Source organism: Archangium gephyra (assembly GCF_049060025.1).
GTDB classification, from domain to species: Bacteria; Myxococcota; Myxococcia; order Myxococcales; family Myxococcaceae; genus Archangium; species Archangium gephyra_A.
In genome coordinates, this window is record NZ_JBMEQQ010000002.1 from 10,748,951 (window position 1) to 10,770,385 (window position 21,435).

Consider the following 21,435-nt stretch of genomic DNA (forward strand, 5'->3'; position numbering starts at 1 on the left):
CGGCACGGGATGCGCCTATAAGGTGCCCCCCATGGATGCGAAGTTGCGACAGGTGGTGGAGGTGCTGCTGGGCGAGGGCCAGGTGCAGTGGCACTCGGAGAAGCCCGCGCCCGGGGTGGAGCCGGGGCCTCGCGAGCTCTTCTTCAGCGTGGGCTCGCGCGGCGAGTCCCTGCCGCCCCATCCCCGCATGCTGGCGTGGAAGCTGCCCCAGTGGATGCGGCGCGCGGTGCGCTCCACCACGGGCGTCGTCCTCCTGTCCGCCGCCGAGCTCGACGCCTTCTCCCAGGAGTTGAGGCAGGGGCAGCCCGAGGGCTCGCTCGGGCCCCTCACCCTGCGCGTCCACGAGTCCACGCTCGATGTGCTCTGCGCCACGCTGCTGGCCATGTACCGGCTGCTCCATGGCTCCTGGCCCGAGGGCGTCGAGGCCTTCGTCGAGTACGTGGGCGAGTGGGAGCAGGGCCACACCGAGACGGTCGGCGACTACGAGCGCGCCCTGGGGACGGTGTTCTACGCCGCCCTCAACCTCTGGCCCTCGGAGACGGATCGCCCCTCCCGCGAGGTGCTGGAGCTCCTGGCGTCCGTGATGGACCGGAGCCGCCTCTCCGTGGAGCTGACGAAGCTGCCCGAGGCGCTCATTCCCCCCACCGTCTCCCGCCGGCTCAAGGCCGACGAGCGCCTCTACCGCGCCGAGCTGTCTCGGGCCCAGCGCGTGCAGCTCGACATCCCGCTCGACAACGACCCGGACGGGGCCGTGCGGCGTGTGGACGCGCTCTTCCTGTCGTCCTTCCAGGACGTCACCGTGCTGCGGCTCCTCGCGCGCACCGATGAGGAGAACACCCACTACGGCCAGGGCTTCGACTTCATGGCCACCCACATCGCGCGGCCGGATCAGTCCAGGCCCTGGCATGCCTTCTCGCTCACCCCCGAGCGCGCGGGGACGCTCGCGAATCTCGCGGGCCACCTGGACGAGCTCGAGGGAGACCGGCAGCCGGATGGAAACCCGCGCGCCCGGGGGGGCCGGCGTTTCGAGCGCCAGCCCAACGACTACTCGGACCCGTGGTACTCGGACGGCTACGCCAGTCCCGTCGGCCGTTCGACGATGGTGGCGGGGCCCTACTCGGGCACCCGGCTGTCACGCCGCGAGCTGTGGGAGACCCTCTGGAGCCGCTTCAACGTGGGCCGTCACGTCCACGTCCTCAGGGCCCACACCGTCTTCGCCCGGCCCTTCCTGTGGCGGGGACCGGCGCCGGACGCGGAGCTCGTGTCCCGGGGCTTCCGCCGGTGCGATCTCTCCAACCAGGGCTCGTCCTTCCACCCCGCGGTGGTGCACTCCTTCCTCGGCGCCACGCACGAAGCGGACGTGCTGCACTACGAGAAGCCCACCGACGGCCACATCGTCCGCGTCTCCGTCTACCCGAACCGGCTCGTCGTCGTGTGGATCGAACGGTCCCGGAACACGGCGGCCTCGCTGTACGATCTGGCCCACGAGCAGGCGGCGCTCGTGGAGGGCCGGGAGTTGTGGGAACTCGAGCCCTTGAGGGGCCTGCCGCCCTGGCTCGCGCCGCTGGGCCCGGAGCGCTGGCTCGTCTACGGCGGCTACCGCATCTCCCGGGGCCGCTCGTCCATGCTCGATGACTCGCGCTCCATGCAGGGGCTCTTCTACGCGCTCGCCACGGGCACCGAGCCCACCCTGGAGAAGCTGCCCTCGGAGGCCGCGGCGGAGAGCCGGAAGGTGCTCCGGGATGCGGCGGGCGAGACGGAGCATTGGTTGACCTCGACGGGCGGGGCCCGGATCGAGTTCCTCATCGAGGAGGAGGGGCGTGGACCGCTCGCGTGCGACCGGGACTTCCTCCTCTTCCTGCTCACCATTGGCCAGCGCTACTCGGCCTTCGAGACCAGCCGGCGCATGGCCGAGGTGGAGCAGCGCTACCGCACCTCGCGCTGGCAGAGCCTGCGGCCCGCGCGCAGCGTCCGCTCCGACGTCATGCTCTTCACCAACTCCCTGTGGCACACGCGTGTGAGCGAGGATCCGGACATCAACGCGCGCTACCTCGCCTGGCACTCGCTGCACGGGCTGCAGGAGACGGTGGTGGCCATGAAGGACCAGGCCGCGGAGCTGGACCAGTACAAGCGGGATCAGTTCGACCGGATGGTGGGCATCCTGGTGTTCGTCTTCCTGCCGGTGAGCCTCGCGTGCGGCTTCTTCTCCGGAGCGCAGTTCCAGGACATGAGCCTCGCGGTGGGCATCCCCGGCACCACCACCGGCTGGCTCATCTTCCTCGGCTACACGGCGGCCTTCACGGTGCTCGTGTTCGGCACCGTGTTCCTCGCCCGGGTCATGAGCTGGCGCAGGCGGTGAGAACCTGACCCTTTCAGGAACGTGATCCCCCATGTCCCCTCTCCCTCCGGGAGAGGGTCAGGGTGAGGGTTTCCGGGCCCGTTCTTCAGCCCGTGGCCCGCGGTGGGCACAGGGGGTTCAACCCCGGATCCGTGGCACCCTCACCCCGTCCCTCTCCCGAGGGGAGAGGGGAAATGGGCGCGTTGTCAGCGCATGTTCCCAGGGGCGCTGCTTCGCGTCCGGCGACGGGTCTTGGAGGGGCGCTTGGACGGGCCCCGGCGGGAGGGGAGGGGCGGAAGGAGGAAGTCCTCGGGCTGCAACTCCTCGCCCTCGGCCAGCGCCGCTGCCCGCCGCACCAGGTTCTCCAGCTCGCGCACGTTGCCGGGGAAGCCGTAGCCCATCAGGCGCTCCACCGCCGCGTTGGACAGCCGCTTGGGCCTCGGGCCGCGCGCGTTGGCGCGCTGGAGGAAGTGCTCGGCGAGCACGGGGATGTCCTCCAGCCGCTCTCGAAGCGGCGGCACGCGCAGCGGCACCACGTTGAGGCAGTAGAAGAGATCCTGCCGGAAGCGTTTCTCCCGCACCTCCTGCTCGATGTCGCGGTGGGTGGCGGCGATGATGCGCACGTCCACGCGCTGGGCCGCGGACTCGCCCACGCGCCGCACCTCGCCATCCTGCAACGTGCGCAAGAGCCGGGACTGGAGGGCGGGCGCCGTCTCCGTCACCTCGTCGAGGAAGAGGGTGCCCCCGTCCGCTTCCTTGAAGAGCCCCTTGCGGGCACGTGCCGCCCCGGTGCGCGCTCCCCGGGGCTGGCCGAACAGCTCGAGCTCCAGTTGGGCCTCGGAGACGGAAGCGCAGTTGGCGAGCACGAAGGGCTTGTTCTTGCGCGGGCTGTGCGCATGCACCGCGCGGGCGACGAGCTCCTTGCCCGTGCCACTCTCGCCCTGCACCAGCACCGTGGCATCGCTCCGGGCCACCCGCTGCACGAGCGACGTCAGCTCGCGCATCGCCGGGCTGCGGCCCACCAGCGCACTCGGGCCAGGGGGCTCGCTGAGCTCCTGGGCGAGGGCCTCCGCCGCCGCCTGCAGCCGCGTCCGCTCCAGCGCGCGCTCCACCCGGTGGAGCATCTCGCCGTCCTTGAAGGGCAGGGTGACGTAGTCGAACGCTCCCAGGCGCATGCTCTCGATCGCGCTCTCGATGGAGCCGGAGGCCGTCATCACGAAGACCTGGAGGTGAGGCGCCACCTCCAACGCGCACTTGAGCAGGGTGAGCCCGTCCATGGGCCTCATCTGCAGCCGCGTCAGCATCAGGTCCACTTCGCTCTTGGCGAGCGTGGCCAGGGCCGCCTCCCCGGAGACGGCTTCCAGGACGGTGTGGCCCTTGGCTCGCAGGAGGTTCACGGTGATGGCGCGCGTGTTTCGCTGTGCGTCCACCACCAGGATGCGGCCGAGGTTGCTCGGATGGGAGGCATCGTTCACGGACCCGAGCCTACAAGAGACAATCGTCCTATGCTTCCCCCATGCCGTCCCGGTTCTTCTCCTTCTCGATACTCATCGCGACCGGCGCCCTGCTGGGGCACCTCTATCTGTACCGGCGCCTGATTCGGGACACGGTGCGCCACCGCGCGCTCCGGCTCCTGGCCATGGCCGTGTTCCTCCTGATGACGCTCGTGCTGATGCTCCGGCGCACGCTGCGGGACGCACTCCCCGTGGAGTTCTCGGATGCACTCTCGGTGGCGTCCTATACCTGGATGGGCGTGGCGCTCCTCCTGGTGGTCGCGCTCCTCGCCGTGGACCTCGGCCGGGGGCTCGTGGTGCTGGGGCAACGCTTTCGTGCGCCCGCATCGCCGCCCGTGGACGAGGAGCGCAGGCGCTTCCTCTCCCAGGTGGTGGCCGGCAGTGCCGCCGTCTCGGGTGGCGGGCTGGCCGCTTACGGGAGCTGGCGGGCCTTCGCTCCGCCCATGGTGACCGAGGTGGTGCTGAAGGTCCCGAAGCTGCCCAAGGCCCTGGAGGGACTCAGCATCGTCCAGCTCACGGACGTCCACGTGGGCTCCTTCATCCAGCGCAGGTTCATGGACGAGCTGGTCCGCCAGGCCAACGCGCTCCGGCCGGATCTCTTCGCCATCACCGGAGACCTCGTGGACGGAGACGTGCCCACGCTCGGCGGGCATGTGGCGGCACTGCGGAACCTGAAGTCGCGCTTCGGCTCCTTCTTCGTCACCGGCAATCACGACTACTTCTCGGGTGACGAAGAATGGTCCGCGTTCCTCGGGACGCTCGGCATCCAGGTGCTGCGCAACCGCCACGTGCGCATCGGCGACGCGGGCGGCTCGCTGGACCTGGTGGGCGTGGATGACTGGAGCGGCGGACGCCGGCGCGGCAAGAAGGGTTATGACCTCGACCTGGCGCTCGCGGGGAGGGATCCGGACCGGGCCTCGGTGCTGCTCGCGCACCAGCCCGCCAATTTCAAGGTCGCGGCCGAGCGGGGCGTGGACGTGCAGATCTCCGGCCACACCCACGGCGGTCAGATCGTCCCCATGACCTTCCTCATCGGTCTGGCCTGGGAGCACTCCGCGGGGCTCTATCAGCATGGCGGCTCGCACCTCTACGTGAGCCGCGGCTGCGGCTTCTGGGGCCCGCCCATGCGCGTGGGCAGCCCGCCCGAGCTCGTCAAACTCGTGCTGACCGCGTGAGGTTCTCGCGCTCCGTCGAATGCCGGTCTATAGATGCCGGCCGCTCATTCGCTTTCCTCGAGCGAAAGGACCAGGTGAGGACGATGAAGAAGCTTCTTGGGTGCGTTGTCGCTGTTGTGGTGGCCTTCACCTCGCTGCCCGCCTCGGCGCAGCAGCTCCAGTTGCCCGCCGCCAGCCCGGCGGCGAAGGTGACGCAGGACGTGGGCCTGACCCAGGTCTCGGTCGACTATTCCAGCCCCGCGGTCAAGGGGCGCAAGCTGTGGGGCGAGCTGGTGCCCATGGGTCAGGTGTGGCGCACCGGCGCCAACATGGCCACGAAGATCACCTTCAGCCGGGATGTGACCTTCGGCGGCAAGCCCGTCCCCGCGGGTACCTACTCCCTCGTCACCATCCCCACCGAGAAGGAGTGGACGGTGGTGCTGAACAAGGAGCTCGGCCTGTTCGGCGGCGGCAAGGCGTACGACCAGAAGGACGACGTCGTGCGCGTCACCGCCACGCCCACCGGGATTCCCAACCGCGAGCGCCTGACGTTCCTCTTCTCCAACACCACCGATGACCAGACCTCGCTCGACCTCGAGTGGGGGACGACGCGGGTTTCGGTGCCGGTGAAGACCGACACGGCCACGCACGCCCAGGCCGCCATCCAGTCCTCGGTGAACGGCGCGTGGCGCTCGCTGGCCAACGCGGCCCGCTACGTGGCCGACACGTCCAAGGACTACAACACCGCGCTGGCCTACGCGGACGACTCGCTGGCCATCCAGTCGCACTGGTACAACAACTGGATCAAGGCCGACATCCTGGCGCGCGCGGGCAAGATCGCCGAGGCCCGCAAGTTCGCGCAGACGTCCTGGGACCTGGGCCAGAAGGACCCGGGCTTCTTCTTCAAGGAGCAGGTCGCCAAGGCCCTCCAGGACTGGAAGGGCAAGAAGTAGTCACCCCTGAGGTACGGGCCTCCCGGCCATCAGCGGCGGGAGGTTCCTTCCAGCAGCCGGCGGTAGAGCGCCTCGTAGCGGTCGATGGCCGGCTCGAGCTGGAAGCGTTGCAGGACGTTCTCGCGGGCGCGGCGTGAGAAGAGCCGCCAGCGCTCCGGGTCGCGGACGATCTCGAGCACGTGGCCCGCCATGCCCTCCACGTCGCCCACCGGCGCGAGGTAACCCGTCGTCCCGTGCTCGACCTGCTCCGGGATGCCGCCGATGTTGCTCGCCACCACCGGGATGCCGCAGCTCAAGGCCTCCAGCGCCGCGAGGCCGAAGCTCTCCTGCTCACTCGGCAGGAGGAAGACATCGGCCGCCGCGAGGATCTCCACGAAGCTCTCCTGCTTGCCCAGGAAGGCCACGCGGTCCTCGAGCCCGAGCTCCGCACCCTGCGTTCGGCGGGAGAGCGCTCGGGGCCGTCCCCGATCATCACCAGCCGGCAGGGACGCCTGCCCTGGACCGCCGCGAAGACGGACACCACGTCGCCGATGCGTTTGACGGGCCGGAAGTTCGAGACGTGGATGAGCACGGGCTCGCCTTCCTCCAGGCCGGGGAAGAGCTGGCGCAGGTGGGCCCGGTCGCGGGCGGGCCAGTAGCGACTCGTGTCGACGAAGTTGGGGATGACGTCGATGGGGAAGCTCTCCGGGATGCCGAAGCCGTCCCAGGTGGCGCGCCGCAGGGACTCCGAGGGCGTGGTCACCGCGTCGCTGCGCAGGATGGAGAAGCGCGTGATGGGCAGGTAGGTGGGGTCGATGCCGACGAGCGTGGTGTCGGTGCCGTGGAGCGTCGTCACGATGCGCGGCGCCTTGTCACCCAGCACCTCCCGGGCCATCCAGGCCGCCGTGGCATGGGGCACCGCGTAGTGGACGTGCAGGATGTCCAGGTGCTCGTAGTGGGAGACCTCGATCATCTTCGAGGCGAGCGCCAGGGCATACGTCCCCGACTGGGCGAGCGCCGGGTAGTTGCTCTCCGTCACCTCGTGGAAGACCACCTTCCGCGTCATGCCATGGAGCCGCACCGGCAGGTCGCGCGCGATGAAGTGGACGCGGTGGCCGCGCTCCGCCATCGCCAAGCCGATCTCGGTCGCGACCAGGCCGCTGCCTCCAAAGGTGGGAAAGCAGGTGATGGCCAGATTGAGACGGTCGCTCATCGGAATTCGAGCCGGAACAGGGGCCGCGCGAAGGTATTCCCACCGGCCGGGGTCACGGCTTCAGGTCCTTCAGGTTGCCCGAGAAGGGTTCACAGGCCTCCAGCACGAGGCGCACGAAGGCGTGGGAGCCGAGACGGCTCGCGTAGTACGGCAGGCTGTAGATGCGCTCCTGGGGCGCGCCCTCGGGAGCGAGCCAGGCCCGCAGGCGCTCCACGCGCTCGAGGGTGGTCTGGTCTCGCCGGGTGATGGAGCGGCCATACCGGGCCACGAGGCGGGAGACACCCCGGCGCACGGTCTTGTCGGTGCGGGAGATGCCCTGGGCGAAGGCCGGGTCGATGGCGGCCATGCGCTCACCGAGGCGGGCGAGCTCGGCGGCGAAGGCACTCACGAGGCGGGCCTCGACGGCCTCGGGCGGCTCGAAGGCTTCCCCGGCGTCGCGGGCGGCGAGGCGGGCCAGCAGCTCGTCACGCGGGGCGTTCGCGTCATCCGGCGAGAGGCCGAGCGTGTCGAGCAGCCGGCGCACACGGTCGTCGATCACCCGGAAGCGGGCGCGCGGCACGATGAGCGGCATGGGCAGGCCGACATGCGCGTGCAGGGGCGAGAGCTGCGCGAAGTAGGCGATCTCTCCCGGTCCGCCGACGTAGGCCGCCGTGGGCAGCCAGGAGTCCTGGAGGATCGGCCGCAACAGGGCCGAGGTCGTGAAGCGGAGCGGCTCGCGCTCCAACCAGGAGAGGAGCTCGGCCGTCGTCACCGAGGCGCCCTCGGGATGGCCCACGAGGGTCCAGGTCCCGGGAGCGGCGGGGTCGAGGCGGTAGCGCGCACCCTCGGGCCCATCGGGCGAGAAGAAGTTCAGCGGCGAGCCCGGGCGGATGTGCACCTGCTCGGAGAAGCCCGCCTGGGCGAGGGCCTGGCCCCGCTCGGCGAGCTTGCCGGAGATGGCCGCGGCCTCCTCGATGGCCCGGCGGTGGATGGGCGCGGCGAGGGGCGCGAGGCGCGGGTCGCGCGGGTCGAGGAACACGAGCCCCTCGTCCGCGAACAGGGCCGACAGCACGTCGGCGAAGGCGTCCGCCAGTGTCGCCTCCGGACGGTAGGCGCGCTCGAGCAGCGCCAGGTGCTCGTCCGCATGGGGATTGCCGCCCAGCTCGGCGCGCAACGCGGCGAGCGCACCGGTGACGCCCGGACCCAGGTGGTGGTGGGCCACGGGGACGCGCGAGGTGGCCGCGCCGGGCAGCTCCAGGGCCAGACGCAGCGGCCCACCGGCGGAGCGCGGAACGAAGCAATGATCGATCTCGGGAAGATCGTGGTCCTCGGTCTGCAGCCAGAAGACGGGGACACAGGGGCGGCCGGTCTCCTCGGCGAGCGAGCGGGCGGCGGCGATGGCGGAGGCTGCCTTGTAGACCGTGAAGAGCGGGCCCAGGAACAGTCCGACCTGCTGACCGGTCACCACGGCGGTCGTGCCGGGGCGGGCGAGCAGCTCCAGGTTCCTCTCGCGGGCGGGGCTCGGTGCGAGGCGCGCGTTGCGAGCCACCAGCACCTCATGCAGCGCCGGAGCGAGTGGACGCGAGGCCGCGGCGGCCACGGCCTCGGCGCGGGCGGCCCGGTGCCGGAAGCGGTCGGAAAGAAATTCGAGGGCGCGGGGATCGCCGCGCAGCCAGGAGGCGGAGAAGGAAGAGGCCACGGGCCGCTTGATAACAACTCCGGCGCACCGGGGCGACGAGGAATGGAACCGGGCCGGCATAAGGATTCCTCGCAACCGGGCGGCTTCGTTCCTTGTTAGGGTCCGCCCCGAATGCGAACCCTGGTCCTCTTCGGAATGGCAGTGGCCATGAGCCTCGGACTCTCATCGACGTCACTGGCGCAAGCTCCCCGGCAACCCCACGCGGGCGAGCTCGCGGCGGACCTCCGGCGCCTCGGTGTCACGGGGAGTGTGCTCTACGTGGCGGCCCACCCCGACGACGAGAACACGCGGCTGCTGGCCTACCTCGCCGGTGGGCGTGGCTTTCGCACGGGCTATCTCTCGCTGACCCGCGGGGACGGCGGACAGAACCTCATCGGCACCGAGCAGGATGAGCTGCTCGGGCTCATCCGCACGAACGAGCTGCTCGCGGCGCGCCGCATCGACGGCGCCGAGCAGCTCTTCACGCGGGCGAGGGACTTCGGCTATTCGAAGAGCGCCGACGAGACGCTGCGCATCTGGGGCCGTGAGCAGGTGCTGGCCGATGTCGTGCTCGCCATCCGCCGCTTCCAGCCGGATGTGATCATCACGCGCTTCACCACCCAGCCGCCCAACCACGGCCAGCACACGGCCTCGGCCCTCCTGGCGGAGGAGGCCTTCACCGCGGCGGCCGACCCGTCGCGCTTCCCCGAGCAGCTCGGGGAGCTGAAGCCGTGGAAGGCGAGCAGGCTGTTGAACAACGTCTCGACCTGGAACCTGAAGCCGGATGCGGACCTGTCCGCCTTCCTCAAGCTCGACGTGGGCGGCTATGACCCGCTCCTGGGCCGCTCCTGGGGGGAGATTTCCGCGGAGAGCCGCAGCCAGCACAAGAGCCAGGGCTTCGGCGTGCCGGCCGATCGCGGGACGCAACTGGAGCACTTCAAGCACCTGGCCGGAACGCAGCCGAAGTCCGAGGTGTTCGAGGGACTCGAGCTCACGTGGCGGCGGTGGAGCGGCACCGAGCAGGTCGTCCGGACCATCGACGAGGCGGTGAATGGCTTCGATGCGCGCGCGCCCCACAAGAGTGTTCCGGCCCTCCTGCGCATCCACGAGGCGCTCTCGGCCCTGCCGGACAGCAACCCGTGGAAGGCCCTCAAGCTGCGGGAGACCGAGGACCTGGTGGCCGCATGCACGGGCCTGTTCCTCGAGGTGCGCGCGGCGGAGGCGATGGCCGTGCCGGGCAGCCCGGTGGCGTTGAACCTGGTGGCGCTGAACCGCTCGCCCGCGGCGCTCCGGCTGGTGGGCGTGACGCTGCCGGGCGGCGAGTCCGTGGCGGCCGGTGCCGAGCTGGCGGACAACAAGCCCTTCAAGCTCTCCAAGACGGTGGCGATTCCGGAGGCGGCGCGCATTTCCACGCCCTACTGGCTGCGCAAGCCCGTCGCGGGTGGCCTCTACAGCCTGGACGAGCAGGACCGCGCGCTCGTGGGCAGGCCCGAGGGCGAGCCCGCCCTGTCGGTGACGTTCCTCTACGAGGTGGGCGGCAAGCGCTTCTCCGTGGTCCGGCCGGTGGTCTACGTGTGGACGGATCCGGTGCGCGGCGAGCTCTACCGCGCCTTCGAGATCGCACCGGCCATCACGGCGACGCTCGACCGGGAGGTGCTGATGTTCCCCAACGGCACCGCGCAGTCCGTGTCGGTGGTGCTGGCCGCGGGCCGGGCCGATGCGGAGGGGAAGGTCCGGCTCGAGCTTCCGGCGGGCTGGCGTGCCGAACCCGCCGAGGTGCCCTTCAAGCTCGCCTCGCGCGGCGATGAGCGCACGGTGCGCTTCCAGGTGACTCCGCCCAGGGGCGCGAGCGAGCGGGGCCGGCTGCGGGTCGTCGTCGAGAGTGGAGGCCGCTCCGAGTCGTGGCGGGTCCGCAGGGTGACGTATGAGCACATCCCGCCGCAGACCGTGCGCCAGCCCTCCGAGGCGGCCCTGGTGCCCTTCACGCTCGCCACGAAGGTGCGGCGGATTGGCTACATCCCGGGCCCGGGAGACCGTGTGGCCGAGAGCCTCGCGGCCGTCGGGTACGAGGTGACGCTGCTGCCAGAGGAGCGCCTGGCCTCCGAGAAGCTCGAGCGGTTCGAGGCCATCGTGGTCGGGGTGCGTGCCTTCAACGCCAATCAGCGGCTCGCCATCCACCACGAGCGGCTCATGCGCTACGTCGAGCAGGGTGGGCGGCTCATCGTGCAGTACAACACCAACAGCCGCGTGGGCCCGCTCAACGCCTCCATCGGGCCGTATCCGCTGGAGATCGGCCGTGACCGCGTGACGGACGAGACCGCGGCGATGACGCCCGTGGAGCCCAACCTCCCGCTGCTGAAGGGACCCAACCGCCTCACGGCCGCTGACTTCGAGGGCTGGGTCCAGGAGCGGGGGCTCTACTTCGCCTCGAAGTGGGACGAGCGCTACAAGCCCGTGTTCGCCATGAACGACGCGGGGGAGGAGCCGCTCCGGGGTGGGCTGCTCGTCGCCCGTCACGGCAAGGGAACCTTCGTCTACACGGGCATCGCGTTCTTCCGTCAGCTCCCCGCGGGCGTGCCCGGTGCCTACCGCCTGCTCGCGAACCTCCTCGCCCAATGACCGACACCTCGAAATCTCCTGAACCGGCCCCGGCCCCCGCGCCGCGGCCCGAGCTCGATGACGCGCCACCCCTGCTCGGCTCCTGGCGCAACATCTACCTCTTCGTGCTGGGCACCCTCGCCACCTTCATCGCCCTGTTCTGGGCACTGACCCGGGCCTATTCGTGACACTGCTCGACTGGCTGGTCCTCATCGGGACGACGGCATTCATCGTGGGGTGGGGGTTCTGGCGCACGCGCGGCGAGAGCAAGACCGCCGAGGGCTTCCTGCGCGGGAGCCAGGATCTCCGCTGGCCCACCATCGGCCTGTCGGTCATGGCTACGCAGGCGAGCGCCATCACCTTCCTCTCCGTCCCGGGCCAGGCCTACGAGGACGGGATGCGCTTCGTGCAGTTCTACTTCGGCATGCCGATCGCGATGGTGCTCATCAGCGCGGTCTTCATCCCCATCTACTACCGGCTGAACGTCCTCACCGCCTACGAGTACCTGGAGTCGCGTTTCGATCTGAAGACCCGCCTCTTCGGCGCGTTCCTCTTCCTCATCCAACGCGGGCTGGCTTCCGGCATCACCATCTACGCGCCCGCCATCATCCTCTCGGCTGTCCTTGGCTGGCCGCTCGAGCCGACCATCGTGGGCATCGGTGCACTCGTCATCCTCTATACGGTGACGGGTGGCTCCAAGATGGTCAGCCAGACGCAGAAGCAGCAGATGGTGGTGATGCTCGGGGGCATGGTCGTGGCCGCCCTCGTCATCGTCTGGCGGCTGCCCGGGAACGTGTCCTTCGGGCAGGCCGTGGATGTCGCCGGAGCGCTCGGCCGCATGAACGTGGTCAGCTTCGATCTCGATGTCCAGGACCGCTACAACATCTGGTCCGGGCTCACCGGCGGGTTCTTCCTGGCGCTGTCGTACTTCGGCACCGATCAGTCCCAGGTGGGCCGCTATCTGACGGGCCGCTCCATCACCGAGAGCCGTCTCGGGCTGCTGTTCAACGGCGTGCTGAAGATCCCGATGCAGTTCCTCATCCTCTTCGTCGGGCTCCTCGTCTTCGTGTTCTACCAGTTCAACGCGCCGCCGCTGCTCTTCAACCAGCCCCTGCGCGCGAAGGTCCAGGCGACCGCGCAGGCGGGCGAGTTCGCCACGCTCGAGCAGAAGTGGGCCCAGGTGCAGTCCGACAAGCGCGCCGAGGCCGAGCGCTACCTGGCCGCACGGGAGGCCGGGGATGGCGCCGCGGAAGCCAGCGCGCGCGAGCGCCTCCAGGCCGCCGCGAAGACGGCCGACTCGGTCCGCAAGGAGGCCAAGGCCGTGGTGGCCCGCGCGCTGCCGGGCACCGAGACCAAGGACTCGGACTACATCTTCATCTCGTTCGTGAAGGACTGGATGCCCAGCGGCCTCGTGGGGCTGCTCATCACCGTCATCCTGGCGGCGGCCATGAGCTCCATCGCCAGCGAGCTCACCGCCCTGGGCGCGACGACCACGGTCGACTTCTACCGGCGGCTCGTCCGGCGCGACGCCTCCGACCGCCACGTCCTCGTGGCCTCCAAGCTGTTCACCGTCTTCTGGGGCCTCGTCGCGGTGTCCTTCGCGAGCTTCGCGTCGCTGCTCGACAACCTCATCCAGGCGGTCAACATCCTCGGGTCCATCTTCTACGGGACGGTGCTCGGCATCTTCCTGGTGGCCTTCTTCTTCAAGCACGTCCGGGGTCATGCCGTCTTCTTCGCCGCGGTCATCTCGCAGACGACGGTGATCGCCCTCTTCATGTTCAGTGCGATCGGCTACCTCTGGTTCAACGTGATTGGCTGCGTGCTGGTGATCGCCCTGGCGCTGATTCTCCAGGCCGTCCTACCCCGGGGGGCACCGGCCCAGCCGTCGCCGGCCTAGGACAGCGGGCCGGGCGCTGGCGCGGGCGTGACCCGGCCCTGAACAATGGGGCAGTACCCATGGTTGGGCTCCTCCCAAGAACTTGCGGGGCTTACTTTTCTACCCGTTAATCCGATTTTCTGGGATGGAGGCTGATTCGAGCCGTCCTCGTGGAGGAGAGGGAGAGTCCACCATGAAGGGTCGTGCAATCGTTCTGGGGTTGGCTGCCTGGCTGATGGTGCTGGCGGGCGCCTGCGGGACGGACGCGCCGGAAGAGCTCGATGCGCTGGAGACCGAGGAGTCCGCGGCCACCGGGGCGAGCGTCTATGACTTCTATCCCGACTCCAACTACATCATCTGCACCTCCGCGAGCAGTTGCCCCTGGGTGGGTGAGAACTTCGAGGCCTATGCGGAGGGTTCGCTCATCGAGTGCTCGAGCGAACCGGCCCAGCGGGGCCATCTCGAGGTGACGTCCGGCTGCCTCTTCTCGAAGTACGCGGGCACGTACCGTCGCGGGTGGACGAGCACGTACAACTTCCGGGCGCTCTCGCGGAAGTACGTGGATGGCAAGAAGGTCGGCTGGAAGACCGCGGCGCCGAGCTACCGCGCCCACATCTATGAGTGGCAGGCGGGTGCGCCCGAGTGGGCGGGGTTGCATGTCTTCGCCCGCTACCAGACCGAGAACGATCTGTACGTGGCGTCCTACCGGAAGGACGGCCTGGTCACGATCAAGAAGAAGCTGGGCGGCATCTACACCACGCTCGCGCAGAAGGCGCTCGGGGCTCCGGCCACGCGGATGTGGCACACGGTGAAGCTCTCGGTGAGCGGTGACACGCTGCAGTTCTCCGTCGACGGCGTGCTTCAGCTCACGGCCCATGACTCCAGCCTGACCTGGGGGACGACGGGCCTGCGCACCGACTACATGGACGTGTACCTGGACGACTGGAAGATCGAGTAGCGCGGCCCCGCGGGGGGCTGCTGCTCGACACCTGGGAAGTTGCCTCCGGAGCAATCAGGCAACCGGGCACGAGCGGAGGAGGTCCCGCGCGCTAGGATGGCCGGAGCCGAAGGAGGCCTGGCGTGCAGGGAGCGCAGAACGTGAATCCTCGGACATTGTCGCGTCTGGAGATGATGCGCGCGGCCGCGGTGGTGGCCGTGGTGGTGGCGGCGCTGATGGCCGTGGCGTGGCAATTCGTCGAGCCGGCTCCGCCGCACACGATCGTCATCGCCACGGGTTCCGCGAGCGGGGCGTACCACTCGGTGGCCAGGCACTACGCCGAGCACTTCGAAGCGGCGGGGCTCGAGCTCGTCGTCCGGGAGACGGCCGGCTCCATCGAGAACTACGCGCTGCTGGGCACTCCGGACTCCGGCGTCGATGTCGCCATCGTCCAGGGTGGTACGGCCCCGGCCGAGAAGGAGCGGCGGAAGGAACTGGTCGCGCTGGCGAGCCTGTACCTGGAGCCGGTGTGGGTGTTCTACCGGGGCGAGGCGCAGCTCGATCGGCTCGGCCAGTTGGAGGGCAGACGCATCGCGGTGGGGGCGGAGGGCAGCGGCGTGCGGGCGCTGTCGCTGGATCTGCTGGCCGCGGGCGGAGTGGTGAGCGGGCAGTCCGGCACCACGTTTGTCGACCTCGGTGGGGACAAGGCCGTGGCGGCGCTGCGTGAGGGTTCGGTCGACGCGGCCCTGTTCGTCATGGGGCCCACCGCGCCGGTGATCTCCGAGCTGATGCACATGCCCGGGGTGCGGCTGATGAGCTTCGAGCAGGCCCATGCCTATGCGCGCCGGTTCCGGTACCTGTCACCCGTCACGCTGCACCGGGGCTCGCTGGACCTGGTGCAGGATCTGCCGGAGCGGGAGGTGCAGTTGGTGGCGCCCGCGGCGGTGCTGGTGGCGCGCAAGGACGTGCACCCCGCGGTGGTCGCGCTGCTGACGGAGGCCGCGGTCCGGACGCACCGGGGAGGAGATCTGCTCAGCGAGCCCGGGAAGTTTCCGAATGACACGCTCACCGAGCTGCCCGTCAACGAGCAGGCGCGGTACTACCTGACGCACGGCCCGGACTTCCTGCGGCGCATGCTGCCTTTCTGGCTCGCGGCGTTCATCCACCGGTTCGTCGTCCTGCTCATCCCGCTCTTCGTGGTGCTGGTGCCGCTGCTGCGGCTCACTCCGCCGGTGTACCGCTGGAGCATCCGCTCGCGCATCTATCGCTGGTATGCGCGGCTGCGAATCATTGACGAGCGGTTGCGGGGCGCACTGGACGCCGAGCAGGTACGCAAGGAGTTGCTGCTGCTCGAGCAACTCGAGCATGAGATTGGCGACTTGAAGGTGCCGCTGAGCTACATGGACGAGTTCTATGCTTTGCGCCTGCACGTGGGCTACATCCGCGGCCGGCTGGAGGATCGGCTCACGGTGGCGGGCGCGCCTCGCACCGAGGTCGCCCTGAAGCACGGCTGATGGCGTCCGGGTAGCGCTCTGGATGGGCGTTGACCCGGTGGAACGCTCGTGTAAGAGGGGCCGGATGGATATCCGCACGGCTTGCCAACGGCTCATGGCGTCGAGCCTCAGCCTGCTCATTCTTTCTTGTAGTGCCACGATGTACGCGCCGCCCGGTCCATCAGGCTCCGCGGATTTGTCCCGCTACGTGCTCATCATCCAGGAGGCTCCGGATGGCCGGGTGTCTCATGCCTGGCGGCGCCTCAGTGATTTTGACTTGTTCAGCTATCCGGAACTCGCGAGTCCGGCTCGTCTCGAAGCACCTGTCCTTCATGCTTCCTTCAATCGCGACTGCGAGGCCGAGCGCGATAGATGCGAAGAGATGTGCAAAGCCAGCTTGAAAGGCCGTCATTGGACTCACGCAAGCGGTGGCTCCAAAGATGCCATATGCCGTGAAAGGTGCATGCCCGCATATCAGGATTGTTGCAAGCTCAGGGAGATGGCTGAGGGCAGCAAGCTTCGAATCAGCTTCCCTGTCGTTGGTAGCGCCATTGATTGGCTGAAGCAGCACAATCGCGAGCTTGTGTCGGGTACTGTCGTCGTCATCGCAGGTGTTGTTTTCGTGGTCGTTGGCAGTACGGCGGGAATACTGGTGCTTGCGCCAGCCATTTTGCTGACCTCATCCGGTGTTTCTCCCTCGTCCTTCTTCGTGCAGGTGGTGCCATGACGACCCTTTCTGATCTTGCGGAAGCGCACCCTGTGATTGGGAGGCGTTGGAGTCAGGACCAAGCCCCCGAGCAAGAGCGGATTCTTACCCTGGCGCGAGACGCTCTGGATTTCATCTTCGCCACCGGCCAGCGGCACGACTTCGAAGATTTCTTCAAGACGCCTGGCTCCCGCAGCCTCCTTCCTCGAGAAGTCAGCGCGGAACTGAGCGAGCGCATGGATGCGACGAAGCGCTTCTTCGAGAAGATTCGCGATGAGCCGGAATCCGCTGAGGAGGTGGCGCAGAGTCAGGCCATCCTCGATGCGATTCAATACATTGAATCAACCGGCCAGCAGGGGGCGTTCGCTGCCTTTCTGAAGTACGTCGAGTCCAACGACCCTCCCTTCGTCGTGGCATCGTTTGACACACGGGAGGAGGCGGAAGCCTGGCTCGCGAACCATCCCCATCCACCCGATCCCGCGAACGTACTCATCTCGAACGAGTACCACGATGTCTTTCACAATCGAGAGATGAACATCCGCCGCTTGCCGTACAACCGTGCGCTCGAGTGGTATCTCGAAGAATTGGTGGAGAAAGAGCAGCCCGTTCCCGTGGCCTCTTTTGGGACCCGTGAGGAGGCGGACGCTTGGTGGAGGGCACAGTCCGGGCCTGCCAGACGGGCATGGGTGAGGGTGGGGGACGAGCTTTACCTCGCGGCCTATTACCCCAACATCCAGCACCGGGCCCTGTTCCCCCTTTCCCTGGCCAACGGCCATGGGGAGGTTCAGCGGAAGCCCCTCCCGGAGTGACAGGGCAACCCCTCGGCGAGCCTCACAGGGCCGCGGCGAACTTCGCGGCGATGGGCACGGCGACACGGCCGCCCACGCCGCCGCCCTCGACCAGCACGGCGAAGCCGATGCCCTTGTGAAAGCCGATGAACCACGCATGTGTGGGCAGCGGCGTGCCGGTTCCGAACTCGGCGGTGCCCGTCTTGCCGGCAAGCCCCGTCACGCCCACCGCCGCCCGGCCCGAGCCCTCGGTGACGACGGCACGCATCAGCGTCCGCAGGGGCACACGGGTACCGGCCGCCAGCGAGGCGCGCGGACCGTCCTCGAGCTCCGCCACGAGATAGGGCGCGCGCCACCTGCCCGACTCGGCCGCCGCGGCCACGGAGGCCATGTGCAGGGGCGTGGCCAGCACGCGTCCCTGCCCGATGGCGGCCGCCGCCCGCTCGGCCTCGTCCCGGGGCGTGGGAAACGAAGCGCCAGGGGAGGGGAGTCCCGGGTCGTATGCCACGTCGAAGCCGAAGCGGCGGGCCGCCTCCCCGAGCGCACCTGACTCGAGTCCGGCGGCCAGCAGCACGAAAGCGGTGTTGCACGAGTGGGCGAAGGCCACGCGCAGGCGGGTGTTCCCGAAGGCCTCGCCCTCGAAGTTGCGAAACGACTTGCCGCTCACGGTCGCCACCGGCGGACACGGCGCCGGTGACTCCGGGTTCATGCCCGCGGCGAGCAGTGCTTCCGCCGTGATGACCTTGAACGTCGAGCCGGGCGGGTAGCGGCCGGTGAGGGCCCGGTGCAAGGGCTGCTCGAGTGGCCGGCTGGCGATGGCCAGGATGGCGCCCGTGCCCGTGTCCACCGCGACGAGCGCCGCGGGTTGCGTCACGCCCTCGAGCGCGGCCTCCGCGGCGGACTGCACCTCCTGGCGCAGCGTGGTGTGCAGCGGCGTCCCCGGCGTCCCCTCGAAGCGGCCGAGGACGCGGACCTCGCCGGACGGGCGGGTGAGGCGCACCTCTCCAGAGGGTCTTCCCCCGAGCTGATGCTCATAGGCCAGCTCCAGCCCGGACAGGCCCACGATGTCTCCCGGCTGGTAGGTCGGGCCCAGTTGCGGAAGCAGCTCGGCCGTCACCTCGCCCACCCGGCCCAGGGTGTGGGCCGCGTAGCCCTCCGCCGGGGACAGCCGGGCACTCTTGCGGCGGAAGAAGATGCCAGGCACGGGCGCCAGCGCCGGACGCACCCACTGGTAGCGCTCGGGCCGCACGTCGATGATGGGCACGAAGTGCTCGGGCGCCACGTTGGGCGCGTTCAGCAGCTTCTCCAGCCTCGCCGGGTCCACACCCAGTTGTGCCTGGAGCGCCGAGGCGACGGCGGCACGATTCTGGATGCGCCGGGGCTCGACGCCGATGGTGATGACCTCGCCCTGGCGGGTGAGGGACAGGCTGTCTCCGTCGAGGATGGCGGCCCGCTCCAGGCGTGTCCTCGCGCGGGAGAAGCGGTCGCCCTCGCGCGCCTCGGGGTGCAGCACCGCCGGAGTCCAGCTCACCCACCAGCGCCCCTCGCGGCGCACGAGGCTCAGCGCGCCGTCCACTTCCCACTCGCCCAGTCCGCGCAGCACGTGGATGGCGCGGAATCTGACCACCGCGCTCTCCTCCTCGCGCTCGACGCGGCCGGGCTCGAAGCGGGACGAGAGGATGCGCAGGTCATCGCGGAAGCGCTGGTGCTGCTCCGCGAAGCGGGCGGGCGGCTCGGCCACCATGCGTCCCATGGCGGCAGGGTCGCCTCTGCTCCAGGTCTCCAGATAGACCTGGGCCGCATCGAGCGCGCCGTCCGCGGGCCGTCCCCGCACCGAGACGCAGGCCGCCAGGAACAGGGCAGCCGCGGCACTGACTCCAAACCTCAACCCTCGCCGTGACACGCGGCGCACTGTGATGCGGGCGGGCGGCGAGTCAAGGAATCCGGCAGGTGGTGCCTGCGCAGGCCGCGGAAAAAAGAAGACCCCGCGGCACCTGGGAGTGCTCGCGGGGCTTCGTTACATTCCTGGCTCTACCGTGTGGCTCAGGTCCCCGTGCCCGTGGGCGGGACGGGGGCCTTGCCGGCCGTGCCGCTGTCCTGGACCACCAGGCGCAGTTGCTGCCCGTGCCCGGCGACGAAGGAGGCGTCCACCTCGCGCTCCAGGTACGTGTAGCCGGACAGGCCTTCCTCGTACATGCGCAGGAGCTGGCGCGACTCGTCCAGCGTCAGCTTCCCGCTGCGCAGCGCCACCTCGGTGGACTTGCGCAGCTTCGCCACGAGGTCGTCCTTGTTGTAGCTCACGTAGTTGAGCACCTCGGTCACCGTATCGCCCTCCACCACGTGGTCGATCAGGTAGCCGCCGTTGGGCCCCAGCGACACCTGCACCGCGTGCGTGTCACCGAAGAGGTTGTGCAGGTCGCCGAGAATCTCCTGGTACGCGCCCACCAGGAAGATGCCCAGGTAGTAGTCGTCGTTGTTGAGCGAGTGCAGCTCGAGCGCGTCCTTCACCTCGCGCTTGTCGATGAAGTGATCGATCTTCCCGTCCGAGTCGCACGTGATGTCCGCCAGTACCGCGCGCCGCGACGGCCGCTCGTTCAGCCGGTGGATGGGCATGATCGGGAAGAGCTGATCAATCGCCCACGAGTCCGGCAGCGACTGGAACACCGAGAAGTTGCAGAAGTAGGTGTCCGAGAGCTGCTTCTCCAGCGCCTCGAGCTCCTCGGGAATCTCTCCCGACTCGCCGGCGATGCGCATGATCTTGTGGCAGAGGGCCCAGAAGATGTTCTCGGCCATCACCCGCTGCTCGAGCGACAGGTGGCCCAGGGAGAAGAGCGTGAGCGTCTCCTCCTTGTAGTCCTGGGCGTCGTGGTAGGCCTCGAGCAGGTTCTTGTTCGTCACGTCCTTGAAGGTGGACAGCAGGTTGCGCACCACCGAGGGCGCCTTGTCGTCCGTCTTCTCCGGCACGCTCACCGGATCGAACTCGCTGGTGCCCAGCACGTCCACCACCAGCACCGCGTGGTGCGCCACGATGGCGCGGCCCGACTCGGACACCAGGATGGGGTGCTGCACGCCCGCCGAGTCGCACGCCTCCATCACCGAGAACACCACGTCGTTGGCGTACTCCTCCGTCGTGTAGTTCATCGACGAGGTGAAGTTCGTCTGCGAGCCGTCGTAGTCCACGCCCAGGCCGCCGCCCACGTCCAGGTACTTCAGCGGAGCTCCCTGGCGCGCCACCTCCACGAAGAAGCGGCCCACCTCGCGCAGCGCGTTCTTCACGTTGCGGATGTTGGAGATCTGGCTTCCCAGGTGGAAGTGCAGCAGCTCGAAGGAGGGCAGCAGCCCCGTCTCCTTCAGGAAGCCGATGGCGCTCATCAGCTCCGAGGAGGACAGGCCGAACTTCGAGCGGTCTCCGCCCGAGGCTTCCCACTTGCCCGCGCCTCGCGAGGACAGCTTCACCCGCATGCCGATGCGCGGCGCAATCCCCGTCTTGCGCGCCACCTCGGCGATGAGGGGCAGCTCCGAGGGCTTCTCCACCACCAGAATCACCTTGCGGCCCAGGCGGCTGAAGCGCAGCGCCGTCTCGACGTACTCCTCGTCCTTGTAGCCGTTGCAGATGACGAGCGCGTCCTCCTGGTCCAGCAGCGCCATCACCGCGAGCAGCTCCGGCTTGCTTCCGGCCTCCAGGCCGTAGCCGAACTGCTTGCCCGTCTCGACGATGGTCTCCGCCACGTACCGGTGCTGGTTCACCTTGATGGGGTAGACGCCCTGGTACAGGCCCTTGTAGTTGTGCTCGGCGATGGCCTTGCGGAACGCCTGGTTCAGGTGGACGACCCGGTGACGCAGCACGTCCGTGAAACGGATCAACAACGGCAGTCCGATGCCACGGCGGCGGACCTCATCCACCAGCTCCTTCAGGTCCATGTTCGGGGCCGTGGGGCCGTCCGGATGGACACACACGTGCCCCTTCTCGTTGACGCCGAAGTAGGGGGCGCCCCAGTTGCGGATGCCATAGGTGTCCTGGGCATCAGCGAGGGTCCAGCGGTGCTGAGGAGTGATGGGCGGCATCGGCGTTCCTGATCTCCCGGTCTAGGGGTGGGACGGTGTCCAACAAGAGACAGCGCGGGAAGTATCGGGAATCTCCCCGCCGTTCAACTCCTGGTTGAGGGGCAACCGGCCAGCCTCGGGAGCGGCCCCCCTTCCCACCGCAATGAGTGGGCTGTCCTCCATCG

The 21,435-nt window shown here is 69.0% G+C and carries 14 protein-coding genes and 1 pseudogene; 10 read left to right on the forward strand and 5 right to left on the reverse strand.

Annotated features, from left to right (window positions below; all coding sequences use genetic code 11):
* Nucleotides 1–31: 31 nt before the first annotated feature.
* On the forward strand, nucleotides 32–2,359 hold the full coding sequence (locus ACN28I_RS47065; protein WP_420948387.1) for a hypothetical protein: 2,328 nt from the start codon (nucleotides 32–34) through the stop codon (nucleotides 2,357–2,359).
* A 185-nt stretch (nucleotides 2,360–2,544) separates the two neighbouring features.
* Here ACN28I_RS47065 and ACN28I_RS47070 read toward each other — a convergent pair whose 3' ends face one another.
* Nucleotides 2,545–3,813 carry a sigma-54-dependent transcriptional regulator gene (locus ACN28I_RS47070; protein ID WP_420948388.1) on the reverse strand — a complete coding sequence of 423 codons (1,269 nt, stop codon included), beginning with the start codon at nucleotides 3,811–3,813 and terminating at the stop codon, nucleotides 2,545–2,547.
* Nucleotides 3,814–3,854: 41 nt separating this feature from the next.
* Between ACN28I_RS47070 and ACN28I_RS47075 the strand changes: the two genes are divergently transcribed.
* Entirely contained in the window at nucleotides 3,855–5,027 is a 1,173-nt protein-coding gene (locus ACN28I_RS47075; protein WP_420948389.1) for a metallophosphoesterase, read from the forward strand.
* A gap of 83 nt (nucleotides 5,028–5,110) precedes the next feature.
* Nucleotides 5,111–5,959, forward strand: coding sequence for a DUF2911 domain-containing protein (locus ACN28I_RS47080; RefSeq protein WP_420948390.1), 849 nt, complete (start codon nucleotides 5,111–5,113; stop codon nucleotides 5,957–5,959).
* Nucleotides 5,960–5,988: 29 nt separating this feature from the next.
* Here the strand turns inward: ACN28I_RS47080 and bshA are convergent.
* Together bshA and bshC are read right to left on the reverse strand one after the other, a co-directional pair.
* Nucleotides 5,989–7,151 (reverse strand): annotated as a pseudogene (gene bshA / locus ACN28I_RS47085) (N-acetyl-alpha-D-glucosaminyl L-malate synthase BshA).
* A gap of 52 nt (nucleotides 7,152–7,203) precedes the next feature.
* Nucleotides 7,204–8,889, reverse strand: coding sequence for a bacillithiol biosynthesis cysteine-adding enzyme BshC (bshC, locus tag ACN28I_RS47090; RefSeq protein WP_420948391.1), 1,686 nt, complete (start codon nucleotides 8,887–8,889; stop codon nucleotides 7,204–7,206).
* Nucleotides 8,890–8,940: 51 nt separating this feature from the next.
* On the opposite strand from bshC, the gene ACN28I_RS47095 reads away from it, so the two are divergent.
* The 7 genes from ACN28I_RS47095 to ACN28I_RS47125 all read left to right on the forward strand — a co-directional run bounded on the left by ACN28I_RS47095 (nucleotide 8,941) and on the right by ACN28I_RS47125 (nucleotide 17,227).
* The gene (locus ACN28I_RS47095; RefSeq protein ID WP_420948392.1) at nucleotides 8,941–11,427 is read left to right on the forward strand and encodes a PIG-L family deacetylase; all 2,487 of its coding nucleotides are present in this window, start codon (nucleotides 8,941–8,943) and stop codon (nucleotides 11,425–11,427) included.
* Nucleotides 11,424–11,594 carry a hypothetical protein gene (locus ACN28I_RS47100; protein WP_420948393.1) on the forward strand — a complete coding sequence of 57 codons (171 nt, stop codon included), beginning with the start codon at nucleotides 11,424–11,426 and terminating at the stop codon, nucleotides 11,592–11,594. The genes ACN28I_RS47095 and ACN28I_RS47100 overlap by 4 nt, the downstream gene beginning before the upstream one ends.
* On the forward strand, nucleotides 11,591–13,303 hold the full coding sequence (locus tag ACN28I_RS47105) for a sodium:solute symporter family transporter (protein ID WP_420948394.1): 1,713 nt from the start codon (nucleotides 11,591–11,593) through the stop codon (nucleotides 13,301–13,303). Before ACN28I_RS47100 ends, ACN28I_RS47105 begins: the two co-directional genes overlap by 4 nt.
* Nucleotides 13,304–13,475: 172 nt before the next feature.
* Nucleotides 13,476–14,240, forward strand: a complete 765-nt coding sequence (locus ACN28I_RS47110; protein ID WP_420948395.1) for a hypothetical protein — start codon at nucleotides 13,476–13,478, stop codon at nucleotides 14,238–14,240.
* A gap of 140 nt (nucleotides 14,241–14,380) precedes the next feature.
* Entirely contained in the window at nucleotides 14,381–15,733 is a 1,353-nt protein-coding gene (locus ACN28I_RS47115; protein ID WP_420948396.1) for a TAXI family TRAP transporter solute-binding subunit, read from the forward strand.
* Between the two features lie 64 nt (nucleotides 15,734–15,797).
* The gene (locus ACN28I_RS47120; protein ID WP_420948397.1) at nucleotides 15,798–16,439 is read left to right on the forward strand and encodes a hypothetical protein; all 642 of its coding nucleotides are present in this window, start codon (nucleotides 15,798–15,800) and stop codon (nucleotides 16,437–16,439) included.
* Nucleotides 16,436–17,227: a hypothetical protein gene (locus tag ACN28I_RS47125; RefSeq protein WP_420948398.1), complete on the forward strand. Its 792-nt coding sequence runs from the start codon at nucleotides 16,436–16,438 to the stop codon at nucleotides 17,225–17,227. The genes ACN28I_RS47120 and ACN28I_RS47125 overlap by 4 nt, the downstream gene beginning before the upstream one ends.
* Nucleotides 17,228–17,249: 22 nt before the next feature.
* Here ACN28I_RS47125 and ACN28I_RS47130 read toward each other — a convergent pair whose 3' ends face one another.
* A complete protein-coding gene (locus ACN28I_RS47130; RefSeq protein ID WP_420948399.1) occupies nucleotides 17,250–19,118 on the reverse strand; it encodes a penicillin-binding transpeptidase domain-containing protein in 1,869 nt (622 codons plus the stop codon).
* 131 nt (nucleotides 19,119–19,249) lie between these two features.
* Nucleotides 19,250–21,271, reverse strand: coding sequence for a biosynthetic arginine decarboxylase (gene speA / locus ACN28I_RS47135; RefSeq protein ID WP_420948400.1), 2,022 nt, complete (start codon nucleotides 21,269–21,271; stop codon nucleotides 19,250–19,252).
* Nucleotides 21,272–21,435 lie beyond the last annotated feature (164 nt).